This window comes from Jannaschia rubra, assembly GCF_001403735.1.
In the GTDB taxonomy this organism is placed as follows: Bacteria; Pseudomonadota; Alphaproteobacteria; order Rhodobacterales; family Rhodobacteraceae; genus Jannaschia; species Jannaschia rubra.
Genome location: NZ_CXPG01000013.1, coordinates 99,116 through 123,220, shown reverse-complemented (window position 1 = coordinate 123,220; position 24,105 = coordinate 99,116). Strand labels below are relative to the sequence as shown.

Sequence of the window (24,105 nt, the reverse complement as noted above, 5' to 3'; positions counted from 1 at the left end):
GAATAGGCTTCCAGCGTGTATTGTCGATATGCTGCAGCGCAACATGACGCTATGCTGCAACCGCAAAGCAACCGCGAAGGCAAGATCATGCTCGACACTCCCGGCTTCGTCGAGGTCACGCCCAAGGCCGACGTCCGCACGGACCGGCATGGAAATCGTGCGAAATGCCTTCAGCGGCTGATGCGGATGGAGCTTCCGGTTCCGCAAACCGTCGCCATGCCCTTCCAGACCGTGCGCGATATCGCCGACGGCCGGATGCCCGATCTGGCCACGATGATCGGCCTGTTCGATGGCACGCCGCTTCTCCTCTCTGTCCGGTCGAGCAGCGAGACATCCGATTGGGGCGGGCCGGGCGCGGTGCTGAACATCGGCCTCAACGACGCCACCCACGCGTGGTTCGCCCAGACGCTGGGCCAAGGGGTGGCCGACAAGCTCTACCTGCGGTTCATCCGCTCCTTCGCGACCGAGGTGATGCGCCTCGATGAGGAACCTTTCGACGCCGCGACCACGCCGGCGGAGGCCCGCGCCGTCTACGAGGCCGAGATGGAGGAAGCCTTCCCGCAGGAAACCGCGGACCAGCTTGCCGCCGTCCTGCGCAGCATGGCCCGCGCTTGGGAAGGCACCTCCGCGCGCCTTTTGCGCCAGGCGCAGGGTGCGCCGAGCGACGCGGGGCTGGGGCTCGTCGTCCAGAAGATGGCGAACGGCATGGGTCCGGGCCAATCGGGATCGGGGGTGATCCAGTTCATCGACCCCGCCACCGGAGAGCCGGTCGTCACGGGCCGTTATCTCGGCCAGGCGATGGGGCGCGACGCGCTGCGGGACCGCGACCGCGCGATCTATCTCACCCGCGACGTACGCGGCCCATCGTTGGAGGAATTGCTGCCCGAGCTCTATCGGGAGCTGATCGAGGTGGGGCATCTCTGCCGCCGCCATCTGCGGGAGGAGATGCAGATCGAGTTCACCGTCGATCAGGGGCGGCTCGCCATACTCGACGCCGTGCGCTGCCCGCGCGAGGCGCGCGCCTCGGTGGCGGTCGCGGCGGCGCTTGCGCGCGACGGGATCATATCGCGCGCGGACGCGCTGTTGCGGGTGTCGCCCGCCGTGCTGGGCCGCCTTCTGCACCGGCAGATCGACCCCGGAGCGAAGCGCAAGGTCCTGGCGCGGGGCATCGCCGCCTCGCCCGGTGCGGCGGCGGGCCGGATCGTCTTCGACTCGGCGGCCGCGCAGGCAAACCTCGCGCGGGACGAGCCCTGCATCCTGGTGCGGCGCGAGACGACGCCCGACGACGTGCGGGGCATGCATGCGGCCGACGGTGTACTGACCGAACGCGGCGGCACCACGAGCCACGCGGCGGTCATCGCGCGCGGGCTGGGCCTGCCCTGCGTGGCCGGCGCGACGGGTCTGAAGGTCAGCCACCGCACCCGCTGCGTGACCCTGGCCGACGGCACGGTCCTGAAGGAAGGCGACGAGATCACCATCGACGGCTCCTCCGGAGAGGTGATGGCCGGGCGCGTGGCCACGACGGAGCCCACGCTGGACGGTGCCTTCGGCGACCTGATGGCGTGGTCCGACGACGTGCGCGACATCGGCGTGCGCGCCAATGCGGACACGGTAGCCGACGCCACGCTGGCCCGGACCTTCGGGGTGGACGGCATCGGGCTTTGCCGGACGGAGCACATGTTCTTCGAAAGCGGGCGCCTGACCGTCATGCGCGAGATGATCTTTGCCGAGACGCCCGCCGACCGGGCCGCCGCACTGGAACGCCTCCTGCCGATGCAGCGCGACGATTTCACCGGTCTGTTCGATCTGATGTCGGGGCTTCCCGTCTGCATCCGGCTGCTCGACCCCCCGCTCCACGAGTTCCTGCCCTCCGAGACCGAAGGCATGCGTGCCCTGGCGGAGGCGCTGAACCGGCCGCTGTCGGAGGTCAGGAGCCGCATCGAATCGATGCAGGAGTACAACCCCATGCTCGGCATGCGCGGTGTCCGCCTCGGGATCGCAGTGCCCGAGATCTATGAGATGCAGGCGCGCGCCATCTTCGAGGCCGCGGTCGCCGTGCGCGCCAAGGGTGTCGAGGTGACGCCGGAAATCATGATCCCCCTGGTCACCGCCCGCCGTGAGGTCGAACTGGTCAAGCGCCGCATCGACGCCGTGGCAGCAGCCGTGCAGCAGGAACACCGTACCGACTTTTCCTATCGTCTGGGCGTCATGGTCGAGACGCCCCGCGCCGCCCTGCGTGCGGGCGAGATCGCGGAGACCGCGGCCTTCCTGTCCTTCGGCACCAATGACCTGACGCAGATGACCTATGGCCTGTCGCGCGACGATGCGGGTCACTTCATGTCCGCCTACGTCAACGAGGGGGTCTATCCCGAAGACCCCTTCACGACGCTCGACGTGGACGGCGTGGGTGAGCTTCTTCTGCTGGGCGCGGCACGCGGGCGCGCCGCCCGGCCCGGCGTGACGCTGGCACTTTGCGGCGAGCATGGGGGAAACCCTGAATCCATCGCCTTCTGTCGGCTGGCCGGCTTCGACTACGTCAGCTGCTCGCCCTTCCGAGTGCCTGTGGCAAAGCTGGCAGCGGCGCAGGCCACCTTGCTCGGCAAGGCCGGCAAGACGGAGTGAACCGCGTCTTCACCTTTCCCTAACGTCCCTGAGCTAGGTCCACCCCAAACGGGCGAGGAACGGAGTGGGGATGGCGGCCTGGTGGCACAATCTGATCGTGGCGGTCCTGCTGCTCCTCGCGGCGACGTCCGGCCCGGCCCAGGCACAATCCCTGGCTGCAGGGGGCGTCGGTCTGCGCGCCTTCGGACGGATGGCTTCGCTCGCCCCCTCCGACGTGGCCCGCGGCCCGCTGCGGGGCTCGGCGCGGCCGCTCGCCGATCAGGGCGCGCCGCGGCCCGAGGACTATTCCCGCAATCCGGTCGTGCGGAACGACACCGCCATGGCCGCCGGCTCGCAGGGCGCGCCCGGCGACAGCCTGCGCTGCCTGATCGAAGCCATCTATTTCGAGGCACGGGGCGAACCGGTCGAAGGCCAGGTGGCGGTGGGGGAGGTCGTGCTGAACCGTGTGGATGCCGAAAACTACCCGGATGCCGTCTGCGCCGTCGTTCGACAGGGCACGGGGCGCAAGCATGCCTGCCAGTTCAGCTATACCTGCGACGGCATCCCGGAGGCCGTGACGGAACCCAGAGCCTGGACCGTCGCCGCTGACATCGCGCGGCGACTTCTCGACGGCGCGCCGCGCCGCGTGACGCATGACGCGACCCATTATCATGCCAACTACGTTCATCCGCATTGGGCACGGGTCTATCCGCGCGTGGCGACGGTCGGGCGGCATCTGTTCTATAAGCAGATTCCCGGCGCCTGACCTCCCGTGGGTCTTTCGTCACGGCGCACATCGTGGTCTGACAGACGACGAAGCCCACCGGAGGTCCGTCATGTCCCCCAGTCCCGCCGCCGCCCGCGCGACGCCGTCCGATCAGGAGGCCCTGCGCCTTGCCTTCGCCGCGCCCATCGACCGCGCCCGGGCGACCGGCCTGCCGCTCGATCGCATTTCGCTGCGCGACCACATCCGCGACGTCGAGATCGGCGCGTTCCAGGCCGAGCGCGGCGTGACCCAGCGTGTCCGCTTCGATATCGTGGCCGAGGTCGTGCCGGATGCCGATGCCGTGGCAAGCGACGACGTGGACGGCATCCTGAGCTACGACACCCTGATCGAAGCCATCGGACTCGAGCTGGAGGCCGAGCGCCTGAACCTTCTCGAGACCCTTGCCGAACGGATCGCCGCCCGCGTCCTGCTCCACGAAAGGGCCGCGCGCGTCTTCGTGCGGATCGAAAAGCTCGACCGCGGTCCGCATGTCCTCGGGGTGGAGATCGTACGCGCCCGCACCCAGGCCCCGGCGATCACCCTGGCCGACGATGCCCCCCGCCCGCGTGTTGTGCTGCTGCCTGCGGGGGCGCAGGACGATGCGGAGTTGTCGGCACTGCTCGACCGCCTCGATGGCCATGCGGAGCCGACGGTCCTGATCGCCACGCCCGACTTCGTGCCCCCCGTCGCGGCGCAGACGCAGGCGCAGCGGCGCATCGACCTTCTGACGCTGGAACAGGCGGCCTGGCGGCTGGCCGCGCGCGACCGGCGCTGCGTGGTGGTCGACAGCCGGACCGAACTCGACTGGTCGATGCGGCGCGGGGGGCTGACGGTCTGGGCGCCATCGCGCCTGGTGCTGGATGCGACCCATCCGCCGGAGTCCGAAGACCCAGTGACCCTGGCCCGCTGGTTCGCGGCCGCCTTCCACGCCGTCGAACTCTTCCTGCCCGCCGACCCACGGCCCGGCCCCGTGCCGGAGCGTCGGATCACGGATCTATCGGACGTCGCATGAGATACCTTCGTCCCCTTCCCCACCCGGCCGCCGACGGACCACGGCTCGCCGGCGGATGGCTGCGGTTCGACCGCGTGGCTGTCCACGAACGCGGTCACCCGGTTCGGATACGGCCGGTGACCGAGATCGCGGAGGCGGACCTCGAACCGTTTCTGACGCCGCGCGCGCCCATCGCCGGCATCGACTTCGACCGGCCGTCGATCATGGGCATCCTGAACGTCACGCCGGACAGCTTTTCCGACGGCGGCCGCTTCGACGACACCGCAGCGGCGGTCGCACAGGCCGAGGCGATGCAGGCCGCCGACATCCTCGACATCGGCGGCGAAAGCACGCGGCCCGGTGCGGCCGGTGTGGAGGCGGAAACCGAAATCGCCCGCATCCTGCCGGTGATCATGGCGCTGGCCGGCCGGCGCCTTTCCGTCGACACCCGCAAGGCTTCGGTGGCGCGGGCTGCCATGGACGCCGGTGCGGTGCTGGTCAACGACGTGTCTGCCATGACCTTCGACGGGGACATGGCGGCCACGGTCGCCGCGGCGGACGCGCCGATCTGCCTGATGCACGCGCAGGGATCGCCCGAGACGATGCAGGCCGACCCGCGCTACGACGATGTGTTGCTCGACGTCTACGATGCGCTCGTCGCCCGTATCGCCGCTGCCGAGGCGGCGGGTGTGCGGCGAAACCGCATCCTGATCGACCCCGGCATCGGCTTCGGCAAGACGATGGAGCACAACCTGACGCTGCTGCGCGGGATCGGCCTGTTCCATGGGTTGGGGGTTCCGATCCTGCTTGGGGCCTCGCGCAAGGGGTTCATCGGCACGCTGGGCGATGCGCCCCGCGCCGCGGATCGCATGGGCGGAACGCTGGCGATCACCCTGGCGGCCGTGGCACAAGGCATCCAGATGCACAGGGTTCACGACGTGGCGCAGGTCGCGCAGGGATTGGCGCTGTGGCGCGTGACGGGGGGATATGATGGCGCTCTTTGGAACTGATGGGGTGCGCGGGCGCGCCAACGAGGGCAACATGACCGCCGAGATGGCTTTGCGTCTCGGGGCTGCTGCCGGACGGTATTTCCGGCGCGACGGAACGGGCGGCCATTCCGCCCACCGCGTCGTCATCGGCAAGGACACGCGGCAGTCGGGTTACATGCTGGAGAACGCGCTGACCGCGGGACTGACCAGCACGGGGATGAACGTCCTGTTGCTGGGGCCCGTGCCGACGCCCGCCGTGGGCCTCCTCGCCCGCTCGATGCGGGCCGATCTGGGGGTCATGATCTCGGCCAGCCACAATCCGGCCGACGACAACGGGATCAAGTTCTTCGGACCCGACGGATTCAAGCTCTCCGACGATGCGGAGGCGGAAATCGAGCGCATGGTCGAAACCGGCGTCCGGCTGGCCGACGCCCCCAACATCGGTCGCGCCAGGCGCATCGACGACGGGCGCGGGCGGTATGTGGAATACGCCAAGACAACCATTCCCTCCGGCATGACGCTGGAAGGGCTGAAGGTCGTGATCGACTGCGCCAACGGCGCTGCCTATCGCGCGGCGCCGGACGTGCTGTCGGAACTGGGCGCCACGGTCATCCCCGTGGGCGTCTCGCCCAACGGGCGCAACATCAACCTCGACTGCGGATCGACGCATACCGACACCTGCGCGGCCGCCGTGGTCGCGCATGGGGCGGACGTGGGCATCGCGCTCGACGGCGATGCGGACCGGGTGATGATCCTCGATGCCGAAGGGCGCGTGGCCGACGGCGACCAGCTGATGGCCCTGTTCGCCAGCCGTTGGGCCGCCGAGGGACGCCTGCGCGGCGACACGCTGGTGGCCACGGTCATGTCCAACCTCGGGCTTGAACGATTCCTGGAGGCGAAAGGCCTGTCGCTGCACCGCACCCGCGTCGGCGACCGCCATGTGGTCGAGGCGATGCGTGCGGGCGGCTTTAACCTGGGCGGCGAGCAGTCGGGGCACATCGTCATGACCGACCACGCCACCACCGGCGACGGACTGATCGCGGGGTTGCAGTTCCTGGCCGAGATGGTGCGGACGGGTCTGCCCGCCGCCGACCTGATGCAGAGCTTCGACCCGGTGCCGCAGCGGTTGGAAAACGTGCGGTATGAGGCGGGGGCAGACCCGCTGGAAGACGCGAAGGTGAAGGCCGCGATCCGTCATGCCGAAGCGCGGCTCGAAGGCTCGGGCCGCCTCCTGATCCGCGCGTCGGGGACTGAGCCGCTGATCCGCGTGATGGCGGAGTGCGAGGATATCGGCCTGCTGGACCGCGTGGTGGACGATGTGGCCGATGCAGTGCGGGACGCGACCTAGATCATGTGGAGCGCCGCGCCCGCCAGCGCGGCCAGCACGAGCGTTTCGACAAGCCCGCGCCGCAGGATGAGGAGCCAGCCGAACGCGAAGACGGCGAGCGCCAGCGCGCGGACATCGAGCGTAGTCGGGTCGGGCATCGGCGGCGGGCCCGGTCGGACGTCGGGAAAGAGGACATGAACCGCAAACCAGAGCGACAGGTTCGCGATGACGCCCGCCACCGCTGCGGACACCATGTCGAGCGCGCCGCGCAGCCGGGGCTGTGCGGTCAGCCGTTCCAGATGGGGTGCACCCGCGAAGATCCACAGGAAGCAGGGCGCGAAGGTCGCCCAGAGCGTCACCAGCGCCGTCGTCATCGCCGTACCCAAACCGACCTGCGCGCCGCCAAGCCAGCCGGTGAAGACCGTCACCAGGATGAGGGGGCCGGGCGTGGTTTCGGCCAGGCCCAGGCCATCGACCATCTGGTCAGGCGTCAGCCAGCCGCGCGTGTCGACCGCCGTCTGCGCGAGCGCGGCGAGAACGGCATAGGCACCGCCGAAGCTCACCGTGGCGAGCCAGCTGAAGAACAGGCCAGCCTGGGCAGGCACCGACCCGGGCGCCACCGCGAGCAGGAGAAGGAGCGGCGCCCACCAGACGCCGAGCCAGATCGCCACCGTCCGGCCCGTGCCCGCCGGTCGGGCGGGAGGCAAGTCGGCGGTCTGTCCCCCGCCCCGCGCAAAACCGAGCAGCAGCGCGGCGCCGAGGACGACCCAGAACGGCACGCCCCACACGAACAGGGCGCCAAAGGCCAAGAGCGCGACGCCCAACGCGACCGGCCCCTTCAACGCCTTTGCGCGCAATTTCCAGAGCGCCCCCGCGACGATGGCCATGGCGGCCGCCTTGACGCCGAGGAACGCCGCCTCGACCGTCGGCAGGCGCCCGAAAGCGAGGTAAAGCGCCGAGAGGGCGATCATCACCGCCGCGCCGGGCAGAACGAACAGGAGCCCGGCGAGCACACCCCCGGCCGCCCCCCGCAGGCGCCAGCCCGCGAAGGTGGCGAGCTGCATCGCCTCCGGGCCAGGCAACAGGGTGCAGAATCCCAGTCCGCGCAGGAACGTGTCGTCGTCGAGCCAGGCCCGATCCTCGACCAACTCCCGGTGCATCAACGCGATCTGCGCCGCCGGACCACCGAAGGACAGAAGGCCGATCCGCCCGAACGTGCGGATCATGTCGGACCAGGGAGGCGGGTTCATCGCCTTGCTCCCGCCAGCCAGTCGTCGATGAGGTCGAGCGAGGCTTCGGCGTCCACCCCCCGCCTGCGCCGCCCTGCCAGAAGTCGTTCCAAGAAGAGAGGAAGGGACAGGTTGTCGACGATCGGATGGTCCAAAGCGGCCAGCCGCGCCATTTCTTTCGCCGTTCCGGGCAAAGCGCAGGCTTCCCAGACGGTGCAGGCCGCGCCGACCTGATCGCGTCCGACGGCGCGGAGCGGTGCAGCCCGATCGACCAACCGACGCAGCACCCACAAAGCGGCCAGTTCGCTCGCGCCCGGGTCGAGAGGCACGATCCAACGCGCGGAGGGCGGCGGGAGCGCCTGCACGGGCAATCCCGCCGCGACCCATCCGAGATGGCCGCCGGCCAGGACCAACGCCCGCCCGCCCCGTCGCCGCAGCGCATCGGCGCCAAGCTGGCTGATCTTGCCGCCCTTCTGGCAATAGACCACTGCGCGGTCCGGCACGGGGGCGGACTCAATTTGGGACAGCGTCAGTCGCTGGGCGCCGGGCAGCCGCGTGGGATCGGTCGTCGCATCGTCATCCCTACGAACGTCGAAGACCACCGGCGCGTCGGGCAGGTGAAGGCGGGGGAACAGGCGGTCGGGCGTGATGAAAGCGTGGTCCAAGGGGCATCCTCCGCCGGAACGGGTTTCAGGATGCGCTGCTTGGGCCGAAGCCTTGCGGACGGGCCGCATCGGGGTGCGCGCGACCCCGGACCAAGGCTAGAAGGTTCCCAGGCGCTCCGTCAACCGCCGTGGATCAACGTGCCGAACAGGCGGGGTTCCAGGGTGTCGGCGGCAAACAGGTCGCCATGGGTCAGGACCGAGACGGCATCGTGGCTGTGCAGGCTTTCCTGATGGCTCGCCACGATGCGGAAATCGGCGACGCCGTCCAACCGCTCCAGACCTTCTGCGAACAGGCGGGCCGCGTCCTCGACGAAGATCGGGTTGGCTGCGTTGAGTTCGGCGAATGCCTGCTCGTCCTCGCGCTTGACCATCACCTGCGTTTCCGTCGGAACCTGCGCGCGGCACATGTCGATGACGTCCTCGACCGTCACGTCGCTCGTGACCTCGACCGAGAGGCGGGCGACGGACCGCTGCGAATGGGGCGTGGCCAACTGCCCGCGCGTGCGCCGGGCATGCTCCGACAGCTCCAGCGAACAGGGGCAGGTGGACGAATAGACGTAGTCGACATGCAAGATCCGGCGGCGCGTTTGACCCGTCTGGGTCACTTCCATGGCGACGTCGTAATACTGCCATCCGATCAGCCCGGATCGCAGGCTGTTTACCTGCAAGGGAAGGGAATACCGCAGCAGAAGCCTCGCATCGAAGCTGCCGAGGTCGGCCAGATAGTCGTCGAGCGCCGCTTCCACCACGTCGAACCCCACCGAACGGGCGGCATGGGCATAGAACGACCGCATGATGCGGGACATGTTGATGCCCTTGCGCCCGGCCTCCAGGCTGACGGTGCCCGTGACGGATGCGTCCACGGAGCGCGCGCCATCGCGCGTCGCGACCTGAAGGGGCAGCCGGAAGTTCGAGATGCCCACATGCTGGATGCGCCGGTCCGCGCCGCGGATCAGGCTGGCGGGGCCGTTCTGAAGGTCGGGGAGCGTCGCGCGATAGGCGTCGTCGACCACATGGTCGGGAAAGCTCGCGGAAAGGGCAGGATAGAGGCCGGCGCGCGCGTCCTGTCCGGTTTCGGCATAGCGGCGCAGCAGGTTCAGGGCCGCCTGCGCCTCCGCCTCGGTCGGATCGCGGTCAATATCCGGTGCGTGGATGGTCATGCATCCCTCCCCCTCGGTTCGCGCAGAAACCAGACGTGGGCGATCCGCCGCGCCACATCAAGCCCCAGCATACCGTATACGCGCCAGCGCGCCCAGCGGATCGACCTCGGTCAGGCCTGGTCGAGCGCCGACAGGACATCCGCGATGAGGTCGTCCGCATCCTCCAGGCCGCACGACAGACGGACGAGGCCGGGCGTGATGCCCAGTTCGGCCTTTTGCTCCTCTGGCAGGCGCTGGTGCGTGGTGGTGGCCGGATGCGTGACGATGGACTTCGCGTCGCCCAGGTTGTTCGAAATCAGGACGATCTCCAGCGCGTTCAGGAACCGGAAGGCCGCCTCCTTGCCGCCGGCGAGGTCGAGCGCCAGGACGGTGCCGCCCTTCTCCATCTGCTTGCGTGCGAGCGCCTGCTGGGGGTGCGAGATCAGGTGGGGGTGGATCACACGAGCGAGCTTCGGGTGCCCCTCGACCGCGATGGCGAGCCTCTCGCAGGTCTCGGCCTGCGCGCGGACCCGCAGGTCCATGTGCTCCAGCCCCTTCAGCATGACCCAGGCGTTGAAGGGCGACATGGCCGCGCCAGTGTGCTTCAGGTAAGGTTCGGCCACCTTGCGGACGAATTCGGTCGTGCCGCAGATCACCCCGCCCAGGCAACGCCCCTGCCCGTCGATATGCTTGGTGGTCGAATAGACGACGACGTCAGCCCCGAGGTCCAGGGCGCGGGAATAGGTCGGTGTGACGAAGACGTTGTCCACGATCACGGTGGCGCCGACCGCATGGGCCAGGTCGCTGACGCCGCGAATGTCGATGACCTCCAGCGCGGGATTCGAGACGCTTTCGAAGAAGACGCATTTGGTGTCCGGCCGGATCGCGGCCTTCCAGGCCGACAGGTCGGTGCCATCCACCAGCGTCACCTCGACACCGAAGCGGGGCAGGATCTCGTCGAGGATATAAAGGCACGATCCGAACAGGGCGCGCGACGCGACGACGTGGTCGCCCGCGCGCAGCATCGACACCAGCGCCCCGTTCACGGCGGCCATGCCGGATGCGGTGGCGAACGCGTCCTCCGTCCCCTCCAGCGCGGCCATCCGGTCCTCGAACATGGCAACGGTCGGGTTGCCATAGCGGGCGTAGATGAACTCGTCGCGCGTGGAATGCTGGAACCGTGCCTCGGCGATTTCGGCGGTCTCATAGACGAAGCCCTGCGTCAGGAACATCGCCTCCGACACCTCGCCGTACTGCGACCGGCGCGTGCCGGCGTGGACGGCCAGCGTCCGGGGCTTCCGGGCGCGCGGGGACGAGTCTTTCATGGGCCGGATCTCCTTCGGACGCCGCGCAGTGGCGCGCCCGCCTGTTCGTCGGACGGGCATCGCCGGAACGGACAGTCGGGAACACCGCCTCTCCGGGCGGACGGGGTATCGTGGACAGGCGGAAACTTCAAGCGAAACGCTGCATCCGGGTATGGGCGGGCTGGCCTATCCGGGCAGGATTTCCTACTGTGCGACAGAGATTTTCAGGGGGTGCCCGCCATGGGGTCCGACGGGGTCCAAAAGATCGCCTTTGCGGCGCTGGCCGTGCTGATCGCTCTGGCCGGTCTCGGCGTCCTTGACGGCGGGGTCCTTTAGATGGCGCAGCGGTTCGGTGGCCGGTTCAGTCCGGGCGGCGCTTCCGACGCAACGCCTGCCGGCAAGGTTCCGCCGGCGCCGGCACTGCGTCCGCCCCTGCGTGGCCGGGCGCGGACGGCCATCCTCATGGCGCTGTCCGTCCTGCCCGTCGTCACCGCGTTCTTCCAGCCCGGCCCCGTGGCCATGGCCATGAACCTGGCTGCGGCGGGCGTGCTGTTCGGCGGCGCTGTCCTCACGCGCGAGGGGCTGAAGGCCGAGGCCGCCTGGGCCGAGCGGCGCATCGCGCGGCGCCCCGCCGTGCCGCGCAAGATCATGGGCGCGTTTGCCACGGGCATCGGCGTCATGCTGGCGGCGTCGCTGGGGCTGGCGGGGCTGATCCCCGCGGCGGTCTATGGCGTCGTGGCCGGCGCGCTGCATCTGGTGGCCTTCGGGCTCGACCCGATGACGGACAAGGGGATGGAAGGGGTCGACAGCTTCCAGACCGACCGCGTCGCCCGCACCATTGAGGAGGCGAAGAAATACCTCGCCGCCATGCAGGATGCCGTGCTGCGTGCCCGCGACCGGGAGGCCGAGAAGCGCGTGGCCCGGCTGTCGCAGACGGCGCGCGCGATGTTCCGCACGGTCGAGGACGATCCGCGTGACCTGACTGCCGCGCGCAAGTATCTGGGCGTGTACCTGATGGGCGCGCGCGACGCGACGGTCAAGTTCGCCGACCTCTATGCCGCGACCCGGGACGAGGGCGCGCGGATCGAGTATTTCCGCTTGCTCGATGAGCTTGAACGCGGGATCGAGGCACGGCGCGAAACCTTGCTGATCGGAGATCGCACCGATCTCGACGTCGAAATCGAAGTTCTGCGGGACCGTCTGAAACGAGACGGCCTGCCAACGGGAGACTGAACCATGGATATCGCCACCCGCCAGAAGGCGGCCGAGGCCACCGCCGAGGTGGACCAGATCGCGACCGCAACCCTGGCCGAGCCCGGAACGGCGATCGTGCCGCTCGCCCAGGCCGAGCCCCCCGTGGCCGCCGAGATCCGCAAGCGGATGGACCAACTCGACATGACCGACACCCAGTCGATCATCGGGTTCGGCTCGGCCGCGCAGTCCGAGTTGCAGCAGATCAGCCAAGCCATGCTGTCCGACGTCAAGAACAAGGACGTGGGGCCCGCCGGCGACAGCCTGCGCAGCATCGTGGGGACCATCCGGGGCTTTTCGGTCAGCGAACTCGACGTCCGGCGCAAGCGGTCGTGGTGGGAGAAATTGCTGGGCCGCGCCGCGCCCTTCAACAACTTCATCGCTCGTTTCGAGACCGTACAGGGCCAGATCGACAAGGTGACGGACGACCTGCTGCGTCATGAGCACGTGTTGCTCAAGGACATCAAGTCGCTCGACAAGCTCTACGAGAAGACCCTCGATTTCTACGACGAATTGGGGCTCTACATCAGCGCGGGCGAGGCGAAGCTCGCCGAGATGGATGCGAAGGACATTCCTGCCAAGGAAAAGGCGGTCGAGGCCCTGCCCGAGGATCGCCAGATGATCGGGGCGCAGGAACTGCGCGACCTGCGCGCCGCCCGCGACGACCTGGAGCGCAGGGTCCACGACCTGAAACTGACGCGGCAGGTCACGATGCAGTCGCTGCCGTCCATCCGGCTGGTGCAGGAAAACGACAAGAGCCTCGTCACCAAGATCAACTCGACCCTCGTGAACACCGTTCCCCTTTGGGAGACGCAACTGGCGCAGGCCGTCACCATCCAGCGTTCGCGTGAGGCGGCTGAGGCAGTGCGCGATGCCAACGACCTGACGAACGAACTGCTGACATCGAACGCGAAGAACCTGCGCGACGCGAATTCGGTCATCCGACAGGAGATGGAACGCGGCGTCTTCGACATTGCCGCGGTCAAGCAGGCCAACGAGGACCTGATCGCCACCATCAACGAAAGCCTGCAGATCGCCGACGCCGGCAAGGCCCGGCGCGCAGAAGCCGAGAAGGAGCTCGAGACGATGGAGAAGGAGCTTCGCGCGACGCTGGCATCGGCCAGCGCGCGGGGCGACAAGGTCGGCAGCAACGCCGGCAGTTCGGTTCCGTCCGCCAGATGAGCCGGTTGCGCGCCCTCGGCATACTGACGGTGATGGCGCTGGCGGCCTGCGATCCGGTCGATCCGCCGCTGCAGACCTCGCCCCGCCCCCTGGCAGCCCCCGTGCGACCCGAAAGGGCGGTGCTGGCGCAGGGCCCGTCCGAGGAAAGCCGCGCGTTGCGGAGATACTATTCCCGGTTGGAGCAGAGCCTGAAGTCCGACGGCCTGCTTCGCACGGATTCGGGCGAGGCGGACGCCCCGTTCACCGCCGCCGAGCTGGCCCGCAACTTCGAGCGGATCGCGCTGTTCTCGGAGTACACGCAGGTCGGCGGGCGCTACGTGGCGCAGGAAAGCCGCGCGCAATTGCGCCGCTGGGAGCGACCCGTGCGCGTGGAGCTGCATTTCGGCGCTTCGGTGCCCGAGGCGACGCGCCGGACGGACACCGCGCGCATCCAGGCCTATGTTGCCCGGCTCAGTTCGGTCACCGGCCATCCGATCAGCGTCGTGAACCAGGCAGGCAACTACCACATCTTCGTCGCCTCCGTGGATGAGCAGCGCGGCCTCGGGCCGCAGATATCGGCGGTGGAGCCCGGGCTGTCGCGATCGACCGTGCGTGAGATCACGTCGCTGGACCGGTCCACCTATTGCGCGGTCTATGCGTCGTCGTCGTCCGACCGGCCGAACGCCTATGTTTCGGCCATTGCCTTCGTGCGTTCGGAACATCCCGACCTGTTCCGCCTGTCGTGCTATCACGAGGAGATCGCTCAGGGGCTGGGCCTCGCCAACGACAGCCCCGACGTTCGCCCGTCGATCTTCAACGACGATGAGGAATTCGCCTTGCTGACCCGCCACGACGAGTTGCTGCTCAGGATCCTCTACGACCGCCGCCTGCGCGTCGGCATCTCGGACGAGGAGGCCCGGCCGATCATCCGCCAGATCGCAGCGGAGCTTGTCGGCACGGGTCCGGCCTGATGCGCCGCCGCGATCCGCATGACGGCGGGGGTGCTGCATCCCGCACCCGGACTGCCTAGATATGTCAGGGCGCGCCAGCGCCCGCCGCCACGTCACGCCATTACCCGGAGACCGCCCATGCCCATCTTCGACTTCCTGTCCGGCCAGTTCATCGATGTCATCGAATGGACCGACGACACGCGGGACACGCTGGTTTATCGGTTCGAGCGTCATGGCCACGAGATCAAATACGGCGCCAAGCTGACCGTCCGCGAGGGCCAGGCCGCCGTCTTCATCCACGAAGGGCAGTTGGCCGACGTGTTCATGCCGGGTCTCTACATGCTCGAGACGAACAACATGCCGGTGATGACGACGCTTCAGCACTGGGACCACGGGTTCCGGTCGCCCTTCAAGTCCGAGGTCTATTTCGTATCCACCACCCGCATGGGCGATCTGAAATGGGGAACCAAGAACCCCATCACGCTGCGCGATCCGGAGTTCGGCCCCGTCCGCCTGCGGGCCTTCGGCACCTATGCGATCAAGGTCGCCGATGCCGCGAAGTTCATGACCGAGATCGTCGGCACCGACGGAGAGTTCACACGCGACGAGATCCAGTTCCAGATCCGCAACATGATCGTGCAGGCGGCGAGCCGGGCACTGGCGTCGAGCCGGATCCCCGTGCTCGACATGGCGGCCAACACCGCCGACCTCGGCAAGATCGTGGCCGAACAGATCAGCGCCACCATCGCCGATTACGGCCTGTCGGTGCCGGAGCTTTATATCGAGAACATCTCGCTGCCCCCGGCGGTGGAGGCCGCGCTCGACAAGCGGACGTCGATGGGCGTGCTGGGCGATCTGCACAAGTACCAGCAGTATGCCACCGCCGAGGCGATGCAGACCGCCGCCGGGACGCCCAATTCGGGGATGGGCGCGGGTCTGGGGATGGGCATGGGGATGGGCATGGCGCAGCAGATGGCGAACCCCGGGCCCTGGGGTGCCGCGCCCGCGCAGGTCGCACCGCCGCCCCCGCCGCCGGTCGAGCATGTCTGGCACATCGCCGAGGGCGGCGCGACCAAGGGGCCGTTCTCCAAGGCGCGCCTGGGCCGGATGGTCGCCGAGGGCGAGGTGAGGCGCGATACGCATGTCTGGACGCAGGGTCAGGACGGCTGGCAGAAGGCAGGCGACGTCAACGAATTGGCGCAGCTCTTCACCGTGATGCCCCCGCCCCCGCCGCCCGGTGTCTGATGGACGGATGCAGGATGAGCGGGCCGAGCAGGCCGATCCGTCGTCGCGTCAGGGACTGACGCTCCGATGAAGGTTCCCATCGTTCCCCGCCGCGAGCCGGAGCGGCCGCCAGAGGTGCCCGCCACGCAGGAGCATCGCTTTCCCTGCGACGCCTGCGGCGGCGACATGCGGTTCGACCCTGGTCAGGACCGGCTGGTCTGCGACCATTGCGGCAACACCGCTCCCCTGCCCTCGTCGCGCGCTCCCATCCGCGAGATCGCCATCGACGAGGGGCTTCGGGCCTCGGGCAACGTGGAGCAGGAGGAGACCCGCGTCCTGTCGTGCCCCAACTGCGGTGCGACGGTCGAGTTCGACCCCGCGATCCATGCCGCCGAATGTCCGTTCTGCGCCACGCCCGTCGTCACCGACACCGGCGTGAACCGCCATATCAAGCCTGCCGCCGTCATCCCCTTCGTGCTGCGAGAGCCGCAGGCCCACGACGCGATGAACGACTGGCTGGGCCGTCTGTGGTTCGCGCCCAACGGGTTGCAGCAATACGCCCGCAAGGGACGCAAGATGTCGGGCATCTACGTTCCCTTTTGGACCTATGACGCCCAGACCGACAGCAGCTATACCGGCCAGCGCGGCGACATCTACTACGTCACCCAGACGGTCATGCGTGACGGCAAGCCGGTTCAGGTCCAGGTGCCCCGCACCCGCTGGACGCCGGTCCGCGGCCGTGTCGCGCGGTTCTTCGACGATGTGGTGATCCTCGCGTCGCGATCCCTGCCCAAGTCGCACACCGATGCTTTGCAGCCGTGGGACATGGCGGCGTTGTCGCCCTATGCGCCGCAATACCTCGCGGGGTTCCGGGCCGAAGCCTATCAGGTGGATCTCGAAGCCGGGCTGGTCGAGGCCCGCGCGCATATGGAAGCCGTCATCGCCCGGGACGTGCGTATGGACATCGGCGGCGATCAGCAGCAGATCACCACGCTCGACACCCGGTTGTCGGACGTGACGTTCAAGCATGTCCTGCTGCCGGTCTGGGTCGCGGCCTACAAGTACCGGGGGCAATCCTATCGCTTCGTCGTCAACGGGCAGACCGGGCGGGTGCAGGGCGAGCGGCCCTATTCAAAGTGGAAGATCGCGCTGGCGGTCCTCGCCGCGCTGATCGTGGCGGCCATCGTCGGCTTGATCGCCGCGCAGGCAAGATAGGGAGGGGTCGATGATCCTTTGTGCGGGCGAGGCCCTGATAGACATGCTGCCGCGTGACACCGCCGACGGGCCGGGATTCTATCCCGCGACGGGCGGCGCGGTGTTCAACACGGCCATCGCGCTCGGCCGGCTGGGCGCGCCGGTCGCGCTGCACACGGGGCTTTCGTCGGACCTGTTCGGTCAGCGGTTGTCGGACGCGCTGGCCGCCTCGGGGGTCGAGAACCGGGCGGCGGTCAGCGAGCGGCCTACGACGCTGGCCTTCGTGACGCTGACCGACGGACAGGCGGAATACGCCTTCTACGACGAAAATACGGCAGGTCGGATGCTGTCCCCGCAGGATGCGCCCGACATGGCTGGCATCGCCGCGCTGTTCATCGGTGGCATCAGTCTGGCCGTGGAGCCCTGCGCCGCCGCCTACGAGGCGCTGGCCTTGTCGCGCCCGGACCTGCCCGTAATGATAGACCCGAACATCCGGCCGGGGTTCATCAAGGACGAAGCCGCATTCCGCGCCCGCCTGGATCGCCTGTTCGCCGTGGCGGACATCGTCAAGCTGTCGGATGAGGATCTTGCATGGCTTGGGATGGGAACGGGCGACGTGCTTGCCGCCGGAGTCGATGTCGTCTGCCTGACCGAGGGAGCGTCGGGCGTGCGCGCGATCACCGCGAAGGGTGAGGTCCATGTGCCGGCGCGGCGGGTCACGGTGGTGGATACCGTCGGCGCGGGCGACACGTTCAACGCGGGGTTCATGGCCGGGCTTCACGATACGGGGGCCCTGGATGGAAACGTTCCGTCGGACGCCGACCTGCGTGCCGCGCTGGACCTTGGCGTCGCGGCCGCGGCCGTCACCGTCGGCCGTGCGGGGGCCAATCCGCCTTGGCGGGCCGAACTGTGAAGGCCGTCGTCCAGCGGGTCAGCCACGCCTATGTGGACATCGACGGCGAGACCGTCGGCCGATGCGGGCCGGGCCTGCTGATCCTCGTCTGTGCGATGCAGGACGACGATAAGGCGAACGCCGACGCGCTGGCGGGGCGCATCGCGCGACTGCGGATCTTTCCTGACGACGACGGGCGGATGAACCGCTCCATACTTGATACAGGCGGCGAAGCGCTGGTCATCAGCCAGTTCACCCTGGCCGCCGATACTTCACGCGGGAACAGACCTGGCTTTTCGACCGCAGCCGCCCCCGGGGACGGCGAGACGCTTTACAACCGTTTCGTCGCGGCCATGCGTGCCGAAGGCGTTACCGTCGAGACCGGCCGCTTCGGCGCCGACATGGCCGTGCATCTGGTGAACGACGGCCCGGTTACCATTCCGATCGAACGCTAGGCGCGGGGCCTTCGCCCGCTATGGCGCCGCGTTCGCTGTCGCCGGTTCGGCGTCCAGCAACGCGAAGGCGTCGTCGAAGAACGTCTCCGCGCCGAAGTTGCCGGATTTGAGCGCCAGCGCCGTGCCGTCACCGGCAAAGCACCACGGCACGCCCGGCGCGATTTCGGGCCCGATCCGCAGACGATCGACCTTGAGCGCGTTGGTAACCGCGCCGCTGGTCTCACCCCCCGCGACCACGATCCGGCCCATGCCCATCGCACGCGCGTCGATCGCGAGCTGCGCCAGCGCATCCTCGACCAGAGCACCTGCCCGCGCGACGCCCAGCGCCTCCTGCGCGGCGGCGACCGATTTCGGTTCGGCCGTGGCGAAGATGATCTTGGGGGTATCTGCCTTCTGCGTCTGCAACCAGCTGCGCGCTTCGGCCAGACCGCCGCGCGCAAGCTCCAGCGGGTCGAGCCTGTATCCGGCGGCATGGTCCAGGTAATGTCCGACCTGCGCGCGCGTCATGGCCGAGCAGGACCCCGACAGGACGATCCGGCCGGGCGCGGGGCGTGGCAAAGGCTCGGGCGCGGCCTGTACGAAGGCCCCTGCCTCGCGCCAGAGCACCGGCAGCGGTTGGGCGATGGCGGAGCCGCCACAAATCAGCGGCATGTCGTGAATGGCCGCGGCGAGGGTCGTCAGATCGTCGCTTTCGACCGCGTCGAGAATGATATGACCGGATGGCCGCTCCAGCGCATCGCGCACCGCATCGCTGCCGCGGCGGACCGTCGGAAAGGTCACCTGCCCCACCTGCCGCCGGACCTGCGGCGACAACAGGCGCACGAGGCTCGCATCTCGCATGGGCGTCAGCGGATGATCCTTCATCGGGGACTCGTCGAGCGGTTGCTCCCCCACGAACAGGTTGCCCATGAAGACCCGGCGCCCGTTCTCGGGGAAGGCCGGGCAATGCACGGTCCTGTCGACATTCATGTCCGACATCAGCGCGTCGGCCACGGGCCCGATGTTGCCGCGTGCCGTGCTGTCGAAGGTGGAGCAGTATTTCCAGAAGATCCGGCGCGCCCCCCGCGCGCGAAGCCAGCGCAGGGCGGCGCGCGCTTCGGCGATGGCATCCTCGGGCGGGGCGGTGCGGATCTTGAGGGCGATCACCTCGAAAGCCGTGGAATCGCCGTTCTGGGGAAGGCCGATGCGAAGCGTGACGGGCATGCCCGCCCGAGCCAACATGGCGGCCAGATCGGTCGCCCCGGTAAAATCGTCCGCGATCGCGCCGAAGAACGTGTTGCCCATGACAGTGAGCCTCCCCGTTCCTAGCTTGCCGCGACAGGCCAGGACATTGGAAGCACTGGCTGTCGGGCTGCAGCCATTTGTTATCAATGTGATGCAGGAAGGACGCGCTCAGCCGCGACATTGCCGACAGCCGCTCTGGACCGGAAGGCGCAGCGTGCCGGCAGAGGTCTTCGGCCCGGTCGCCCGATCCCATTGCCCTTGGAACGGGTGGCGCCTAACTTCGGGCCGACATCGGATCGACGTTGAGGGACGGGAATGAGATACATCCTTTTGGGAACGGCCCTCGCGGTGACGCCAGCGACTGCGGTCGCGCAGACGACGATCTGTGGCGGCATCAGCATGGTTGGCGAATGGGTCGGCGGAGACGAGGCATCGTCGGACGTGTCCACCACGCCGGACCTGTTCGACCTTGAGGGGCAGGTCCCCATCGCGGGGCATCTCGTCCGCATGTTCACCCTTTCGACACCCACCGACGTCCGCGTCGACGTCGCGGCGGTGCCTGCGGGCGACCCTTACATCGCACTTTACGATGCCGAGGGGGCCGAGGTTGCCGCCGACGACGACTCCGGCGGGAACTTCGGAAGTCGTGTCCAGGCGACGCTGGAGCCTGGGTCCTATTGCCTGGCCGCACGCAGTTACGAATCCGGCGTGACGGATGTCTCCGTTCAGATCGGCCGGTCCGACCAGACCTTCCCCACGGCCGCCGCGCCGCCGGTGACGCCCCTGCAGATGACGGGCGGCACGGGATGCTTCCAGCCCGATACCGCGATGCTGGGCCGCGATCTGCTGCGTGGCAACTTGGGCGACGGGCTGGAGGCCGTTGGCTTGCCTGCCGCCTATGGGTTTTCGCTGGCGGAGGAATTGCCCCTGTCGATCTCCGCCAGCAGCGACGCAGGCGACCCGGTGATCCGACTGCGGGACACCGGCGGCACCCTGCTCGCCGAAAACGACGATTTCGACGGCTTGAACAGCCGGATCGACATGACAGCACCGCTTGCCCCCGGCGAATACTGCGTGGAGGTCGAGGACTACAACGGAGGGCAGAACCAAATGACGGTGACGCTCGACCTGTTCGATGCCGCCGCCGAACGGCTGCGTCGCCTCAACAACGCCGAATTCGCACCCACGCCCGAGGACGCCGTTTCGGTGACCGACCTCGGCACCCTGTCCACCAGCATCCTGCGCGACGTCGACGTCTCGTCGTCGGCGCAATGGTTCAGGTTCGACATGCCCGAAGGCGGTCTGTTCGTCGCCGAGGCCATCGGCAACGGATCGGATCCGTCGATCATCCTGTTCGATCGCGTCGGCCGCCGCGTGGGCGAAAACGACGACGGGCCGAACGGGCTCGACAGTTTCCTCGTCACGCGAATGATGCCCGGCAGCTATACCATGGCCGTGCGCCTGTTCGGGGAGGGTGCGCGCGGCAACGTGCGTCTTCTGATGGAGCGTTACGTTCCGGCGGAGTGACGCGACAGGATCGGGGGTCCGGGGACCCCCGTCTACTTGTTCATCTTCGCCAGCATCGTCTGCATCTCGGCCAGTTGCTTACGGATCGCTTCGAGTTCCGCCTTCGACTGGCTTTCGGTGCGATCCTCGAGCGGGCCGCCTTTTCCGTCAGATGCGTCTGCCGGGTCGACCCAAGTCCCGGTCATCGCCTTGAAGAAGGCGGCCTGCTGTTCCTGCATGGCCTTGAAACCGGGCATCTTGGTCATCGGGTTCATTACTGACATGTTCTCGATCATCTTGGACTGTCCAGACCGGAGCATCTCGAAGCTCGAGGCGAGGAAATCCGGCACGATGGAGTGGGCAGCTCCGGTGTAACTGCGGACAAGGTCCGTCAAGACCCCCAGGGGCAGGACCGATTCGCCCTTGCTCTCGTGTTCGGCGATGATCTGAAGGAGGTATGACCGCGTGAGGTCATCCCCGGACTTGAGGTCGACGATCTGAACCTCGCGCCCTGCCCGAATGAAGCCTGCAATATCCTCGAGCGTGACGTAGTCGCTCGTCTCGGTATTGTAGAGCCGCCGACTGGCGTAGCGCTTGATCAGAAGCGGTTTCGATTCCCCGGCCATGATCGATCCCCTTCGTGTTGCGGTGCAGCACAGCCTAGCGGGATGGAATCGAAGCGCAAACGAAAAGGGCGGAACCCGAAGGTTCCGCCCCGTCAATCCGTCGTCCGCAATTTACTTGACGGTCGAGGTCGGGGTCTGGGCCTTCTTGGTGGCCGAAGTGACGTCGTTGGTGGCCTTCTTCACGGCGGCCGAGGCGTCTTCCTGGGCTTCCTTGCCAGCGGCCATCATCAGTTCGACGGTTTCCATCTGAACCTTCTTCGCGATCTCGGCGAAGGCGGCCATGTTCTCGGCGGCGACTTCGGCGGAGGCGGAGGCGAAGTCCGAAACCGAGCGGGCGTAGTCGGCCGGCTCTTCCTTGGCGGCGGTCATCGGCGCCATCTTCGACAGCGTCTCACGGGCCCACTTGTGGCTGATCTCGGCCGACTGCTCGGCAGCCGTCAGGGCAACCCGCGACATCTTCTCGGCGAAGGCGGCCTGCGTCTTGAACGCTTCGGTCATCGCGGAGTTGTCCGCCGGGAACGAGCCCATCATGTCGGTCATGTACTTGGTGAAATCTTGCGTCTTGTTGGCCATTGTAGCCTCCTCATCATCGGTTGCGTCGAGAGGTCTGCCCGACCATCGGGCCGGTTCCTCATCGGCTGAGGATGATATGAATGCTGCACTGCGGCATTGCAACCCCATTTTCTGCAATGCAGCATTTTTTTACTCATGCCTGTTGGAGTGCGCGACCTTCGGGCAGGACATAAGTTCCAGGCGCCGCGATCAGCACAGGATGGTCGTCGTCGCCCGGTTGTCGCGCATCGACCTTCCGACCGGAGCGCGGTCGCAGCCATTCCTCCCACTTGGGCCACCAGGAGCCTTCGTGGAACTCGGCCCCTGCGAACCAGTCGTCGGCGGTCGCGGTATCCGCATCATTGACGTAATGCCCGTATTTCTTCTTCGACGGAGGGTTCACGATGCCCGCGATATGCCCTGACTGGGACAGGATGAACGTCTTGTCCTTCGCCCCGAACTTGTTCCATGTGCTCCAGGCGCCCCGCCAATGGGCGATGTGGTCCGTTTCGCAGGCTATGTCGCAGAGCGGAACCTTGACGTCGGCAAGCGTCAGGCCCTTTTCGCCCAACAGGTCGAAGCCCGTCGTGGCGAGCTCGTTCCCTATGCACAGGCGGCGAAGGTACTCGGTCACCATCGGCCCCGGCAGGTTCGTCCCGTCGCCGTTCCAATAGAGCAGGTCGAACGCCGGAGGCGCCTCGCCCAGCATGTAGGATTTGATCGCTGGTCCGTAGACCAGATCGTTGGACCGCAGATAGCTGAAGGTCCGGCCCATGAAGAACTTGTCCAGATAGCCGCGCGTGCGGCCTTCCCGCTCGATCCCGTCGATGAAGTCATCGTCGAGGAACACGCCCATCTCACCCGGATCCTCGAAATCGGCGAGCGTCGTGAAGAAGGTCGCCGATTTGACCGACTTGTCTCCCCGTCGCGCCATCAGGGCCAGCGTCGCCGAGAGGGTCGTGCCACCGATGCAGTAGCCGATGGCGTTCACCTGCGTCTGATCGGTGATCTTCTTGGCTTCCTCGATCGCCGTCAGGAAGCCCTGTTCGACATAGTCCCCGAGCGTGACATCCGCATGGCTTTCGTCCGGGTTCACCCAACTGACGACGAACAAGGTGTAGCCCTGATCGACGATCCACTTCACCAGCGAGTTCTGCGGCTTCAGGTCCAGAATGTAGTACTTGTTGATCCAGGGCGGAAACAGGACGATGGGGACGGAATGGACCTTGTCCGTCGTGGGCGCATACTGGATGAGCTCGAACATACGATTGCGGAAGACGACGCTGCCTTCTGTCGTGGCGATGTTGCCACCGACCTGGAACGCATCAGGGTCCGAGAGGGTGACAAGCCAGTCGCCCTGATTGGCCTCGATGTCGCGGACAAGGTTCTCAAGCCCGCGGACGAGGCTGTCGCCCTCCGTCTCGACGGCGCGCTGCATGGCTTCGGGATTGGTCGCCAGGAAGTTCGTCGGACTGAACAGGTCCACGATCTGCTGGCTGAAGAATTCCACCCGGCGCTTGTCGTTGCCTTCCAGTCCTTCCAGTGACTGGACGGTGTCGCGGATCGCATTCGCGCTGATCTGGTACTGCTGCTTGAGAAAATTGTAATAGGGATGCTCGGACCACATGGGGTTGGAAAAGCGCCGGTCCTTGGGTTGTTCGTCATTCGGGGCGGCCGGCGTGCCGGACGTCAGTGCGGCTTGCGCTTGGACCGCATGCTTGAGGGCCTCCCCCCAGTAGCCGACCTGCCGTTCGATCAGCTTGCCGGGGTTCGTGGCCATTTCCGTCCAATAGGCGGCCATGGCCTTGGCATAGACCTCCGGTCCAGGACCCTGAAGGCCGTGGTTCGCCGGACGCCTGCTGCCCAGGGCCGCGACCAGGCGCTTCGTCAACTCGTCCATCCGGGCGAGGTTGGACGTCAACCGGTCCAATGCCTCCGTCCCTGGTACAGTCGTCGTGTCGTCTCCGTCACTTGCCGCAGCGTTTCTTCCGTCATCCGCGCCCATCGCTTGCCTTTCCGCAGCCATGCTGCAACTGCTAAATGACCTATGCCTGCAACC

At 67.6% G+C, this 24,105-nt stretch carries 21 protein-coding genes; 13 read left to right on the top strand and 8 right to left on the bottom strand.

The genetic code is table 11. From position 1 onward, the window contains the following. Positions 1–87 precede the first annotated feature (87 nt). The 5 genes from JAN5088_RS05435 (at position 88) to glmM (ending at position 6,695) form a co-directional block, all read left to right on the top strand. Positions 88–2,622, top strand: coding sequence for a putative PEP-binding protein (locus JAN5088_RS05435; protein ID WP_055681893.1), 2,535 nt, complete (start codon positions 88–90; stop codon positions 2,620–2,622). Between the two features lie 70 nt (positions 2,623–2,692). After that, on the top strand, positions 2,693–3,367 hold the full coding sequence (locus JAN5088_RS05430) for a cell wall hydrolase (RefSeq protein WP_055681799.1): 675 nt from the start codon (positions 2,693–2,695) through the stop codon (positions 3,365–3,367). Positions 3,368–3,437: 70 nt separating this feature from the next. Next, entirely contained in the window at positions 3,438–4,379 is a 942-nt protein-coding gene (locus JAN5088_RS05425; protein WP_055681798.1) for a dihydroneopterin aldolase, read from the top strand. Next, positions 4,376–5,368, top strand: a complete 993-nt coding sequence (gene folP, locus JAN5088_RS05420) for a dihydropteroate synthase (RefSeq protein ID WP_055681797.1) — start codon at positions 4,376–4,378, stop codon at positions 5,366–5,368. The genes JAN5088_RS05425 and folP overlap by 4 nt, the downstream gene beginning before the upstream one ends. Beyond that, a complete protein-coding gene (glmM, locus tag JAN5088_RS05415; RefSeq protein ID WP_082429829.1) occupies positions 5,349–6,695 on the top strand; it encodes a phosphoglucosamine mutase in 1,347 nt (448 codons plus the stop codon). The genes folP and glmM overlap by 20 nt, the downstream gene beginning before the upstream one ends. Here glmM and chrA read toward each other — a convergent pair. From chrA to metZ, 4 genes are all read right to left on the bottom strand, one after another. Further along, positions 6,692–7,924, bottom strand: coding sequence for a chromate efflux transporter (gene chrA / locus JAN5088_RS05410; RefSeq protein WP_055681795.1), 1,233 nt, complete (start codon positions 7,922–7,924; stop codon positions 6,692–6,694). The two genes, glmM and chrA, sit on opposite strands and share 4 nt — an antisense overlap. Beyond that, entirely contained in the window at positions 7,921–8,568 is a 648-nt protein-coding gene (locus JAN5088_RS05405; protein WP_055681794.1) for a rhodanese-like domain-containing protein, read from the bottom strand. Before JAN5088_RS05405 ends, chrA begins: the two co-directional genes overlap by 4 nt. A 119-nt stretch (positions 8,569–8,687) precedes the next feature. Beyond that, on the bottom strand, positions 8,688–9,728 hold the full coding sequence (gene folE2, locus JAN5088_RS05400) for a GTP cyclohydrolase FolE2 (RefSeq protein ID WP_055681793.1): 1,041 nt from the start codon (positions 9,726–9,728) through the stop codon (positions 8,688–8,690). Positions 9,729–9,838: 110 nt separating this feature from the next. Further along, positions 9,839–11,032, bottom strand: coding sequence for an O-succinylhomoserine sulfhydrylase (gene metZ / locus JAN5088_RS05395; RefSeq protein ID WP_055681792.1), 1,194 nt, complete (start codon positions 11,030–11,032; stop codon positions 9,839–9,841). Positions 11,033–11,347: 315 nt separating this feature from the next. Here metZ and JAN5088_RS05390 point away from each other — a divergent pair, with 315 nt between their 5' ends. The 7 genes from JAN5088_RS05390 to dtd all read left to right on the top strand — a co-directional run bounded on the left by JAN5088_RS05390 (position 11,348) and on the right by dtd (position 18,138). Then, positions 11,348–12,244 carry a 5-bromo-4-chloroindolyl phosphate hydrolysis family protein gene (locus tag JAN5088_RS05390; protein WP_055681791.1) on the top strand — a complete coding sequence of 299 codons (897 nt, stop codon included), beginning with the start codon at positions 11,348–11,350 and terminating at the stop codon, positions 12,242–12,244. 3 nt (positions 12,245–12,247) lie between these two features. Further along, complete coding sequence (locus tag JAN5088_RS05385) at positions 12,248–13,444, top strand: toxic anion resistance protein (RefSeq protein WP_055681790.1); 1,197 nt, start codon at positions 12,248–12,250, stop codon at positions 13,442–13,444. Continuing rightward, positions 13,441–14,394, top strand: coding sequence for a DUF2927 domain-containing protein (locus JAN5088_RS05380; protein ID WP_055681789.1), 954 nt, complete (start codon positions 13,441–13,443; stop codon positions 14,392–14,394). Before JAN5088_RS05385 ends, JAN5088_RS05380 begins: the two co-directional genes overlap by 4 nt. A gap of 117 nt (positions 14,395–14,511) precedes the next feature. Then, a complete protein-coding gene (locus JAN5088_RS05375; RefSeq protein WP_055681788.1) occupies positions 14,512–15,618 on the top strand; it encodes an SPFH domain-containing protein in 1,107 nt (368 codons plus the stop codon). Between the two features lie 66 nt (positions 15,619–15,684). After that, entirely contained in the window at positions 15,685–16,812 is a 1,128-nt protein-coding gene (locus JAN5088_RS05370) for a TFIIB-type zinc ribbon-containing protein (protein ID WP_055681787.1), read from the top strand. Between the two features lie 10 nt (positions 16,813–16,822). Then, on the top strand, positions 16,823–17,704 hold the full coding sequence (locus tag JAN5088_RS05365; RefSeq protein ID WP_055681786.1) for a carbohydrate kinase family protein: 882 nt from the start codon (positions 16,823–16,825) through the stop codon (positions 17,702–17,704). Next, positions 17,701–18,138: a D-aminoacyl-tRNA deacylase gene (dtd, locus tag JAN5088_RS05360; protein WP_055681785.1), complete on the top strand. Its 438-nt coding sequence runs from the start codon at positions 17,701–17,703 to the stop codon at positions 18,136–18,138. The genes JAN5088_RS05365 and dtd overlap by 4 nt, the downstream gene beginning before the upstream one ends. An 18-nt stretch (positions 18,139–18,156) precedes the next feature. On the opposite strand, the gene otnK is transcribed toward dtd, so the two are convergent. Continuing rightward, positions 18,157–19,422: a 3-oxo-tetronate kinase gene (gene otnK / locus JAN5088_RS05355; protein ID WP_055681784.1), complete on the bottom strand. Its 1,266-nt coding sequence runs from the start codon at positions 19,420–19,422 to the stop codon at positions 18,157–18,159. Positions 19,423–19,677: 255 nt separating this feature from the next. On the opposite strand from otnK, the gene JAN5088_RS05350 reads away from it, so the two are divergent. After that, positions 19,678–20,889, top strand: coding sequence for a hypothetical protein (locus JAN5088_RS05350; RefSeq protein WP_055681783.1), 1,212 nt, complete (start codon positions 19,678–19,680; stop codon positions 20,887–20,889). Positions 20,890–20,921: 32 nt separating this feature from the next. On the opposite strand, the gene phaR is transcribed toward JAN5088_RS05350, so the two are convergent. The 3 genes from phaR to phaC all read right to left on the bottom strand — a co-directional run bounded on the left by phaR (position 20,922) and on the right by phaC (position 24,072). Beyond that, positions 20,922–21,494 carry a polyhydroxyalkanoate synthesis repressor PhaR gene (gene phaR / locus JAN5088_RS05345; RefSeq protein WP_055681782.1) on the bottom strand — a complete coding sequence of 191 codons (573 nt, stop codon included), beginning with the start codon at positions 21,492–21,494 and terminating at the stop codon, positions 20,922–20,924. A 111-nt stretch (positions 21,495–21,605) separates the two neighbouring features. Next, entirely contained in the window at positions 21,606–22,067 is a 462-nt protein-coding gene (locus tag JAN5088_RS05340) for a hypothetical protein (RefSeq protein ID WP_055681781.1), read from the bottom strand. A gap of 133 nt (positions 22,068–22,200) precedes the next feature. Next, positions 22,201–24,072: a class I poly(R)-hydroxyalkanoic acid synthase gene (gene phaC, locus JAN5088_RS05335; protein WP_074962612.1), complete on the bottom strand. Its 1,872-nt coding sequence runs from the start codon at positions 24,070–24,072 to the stop codon at positions 22,201–22,203. Between the last annotated feature and the right edge of the window lie 33 nt (positions 24,073–24,105).

Excerpts from the sequence above, each read along its gene's own strand:
- JAN5088_RS05435 (WP_055681893.1), top strand. The coding sequence starts at position 88 with ATGCTCGACACTCCCGGCTTCGTCGAGGTCACGCCCAAGGCCGACGTC.
- JAN5088_RS05430 (WP_055681799.1), top strand. The coding sequence starts at position 2,693 with ATGGCGGCCTGGTGGCACAATCTGATCGTGGCGGTCCTGCTGCTCCTC.
- JAN5088_RS05425 (WP_055681798.1), top strand. The coding sequence starts at position 3,438 with ATGTCCCCCAGTCCCGCCGCCGCCCGCGCGACGCCGTCCGATCAGGAG.
- folP (WP_055681797.1), top strand. The coding sequence starts at position 4,376 with ATGAGATACCTTCGTCCCCTTCCCCACCCGGCCGCCGACGGACCACGG.
- glmM (WP_082429829.1), top strand. The coding sequence starts at position 5,349 with ATGGCGCTCTTTGGAACTGATGGGGTGCGCGGGCGCGCCAACGAGGGC.
- chrA (WP_055681795.1), bottom strand. The coding sequence starts at position 7,924 with ATGAACCCGCCTCCCTGGTCCGACATGATCCGCACGTTCGGGCGGATC.
- folE2 (WP_055681793.1), bottom strand. The coding sequence starts at position 9,728 with ATGACCATCCACGCACCGGATATTGACCGCGATCCGACCGAGGCGGAG.
- metZ (WP_055681792.1), bottom strand. The coding sequence starts at position 11,032 with ATGAAAGACTCGTCCCCGCGCGCCCGGAAGCCCCGGACGCTGGCCGTC.
- JAN5088_RS05390 (WP_055681791.1), top strand. The coding sequence starts at position 11,348 with ATGGCGCAGCGGTTCGGTGGCCGGTTCAGTCCGGGCGGCGCTTCCGAC.
- JAN5088_RS05385 (WP_055681790.1), top strand. The coding sequence starts at position 12,248 with ATGGATATCGCCACCCGCCAGAAGGCGGCCGAGGCCACCGCCGAGGTG.
- JAN5088_RS05380 (WP_055681789.1), top strand. The coding sequence starts at position 13,441 with ATGAGCCGGTTGCGCGCCCTCGGCATACTGACGGTGATGGCGCTGGCG.
- JAN5088_RS05375 (WP_055681788.1), top strand. The coding sequence starts at position 14,512 with ATGCCCATCTTCGACTTCCTGTCCGGCCAGTTCATCGATGTCATCGAA.
- JAN5088_RS05370 (WP_055681787.1), top strand. The coding sequence starts at position 15,685 with ATGAAGGTTCCCATCGTTCCCCGCCGCGAGCCGGAGCGGCCGCCAGAG.
- JAN5088_RS05365 (WP_055681786.1), top strand. The coding sequence starts at position 16,823 with ATGATCCTTTGTGCGGGCGAGGCCCTGATAGACATGCTGCCGCGTGAC.
- otnK (WP_055681784.1), bottom strand. The coding sequence starts at position 19,422 with ATGGGCAACACGTTCTTCGGCGCGATCGCGGACGATTTTACCGGGGCG.
- JAN5088_RS05350 (WP_055681783.1), top strand. The coding sequence starts at position 19,678 with ATGAGATACATCCTTTTGGGAACGGCCCTCGCGGTGACGCCAGCGACT.
- phaR (WP_055681782.1), bottom strand. The coding sequence starts at position 21,494 with ATGGCCGGGGAATCGAAACCGCTTCTGATCAAGCGCTACGCCAGTCGG.
- JAN5088_RS05340 (WP_055681781.1), bottom strand. The coding sequence starts at position 22,067 with ATGGCCAACAAGACGCAAGATTTCACCAAGTACATGACCGACATGATG.
- phaC (WP_074962612.1), bottom strand. The coding sequence starts at position 24,072 with ATGGCTGCGGAAAGGCAAGCGATGGGCGCGGATGACGGAAGAAACGCT.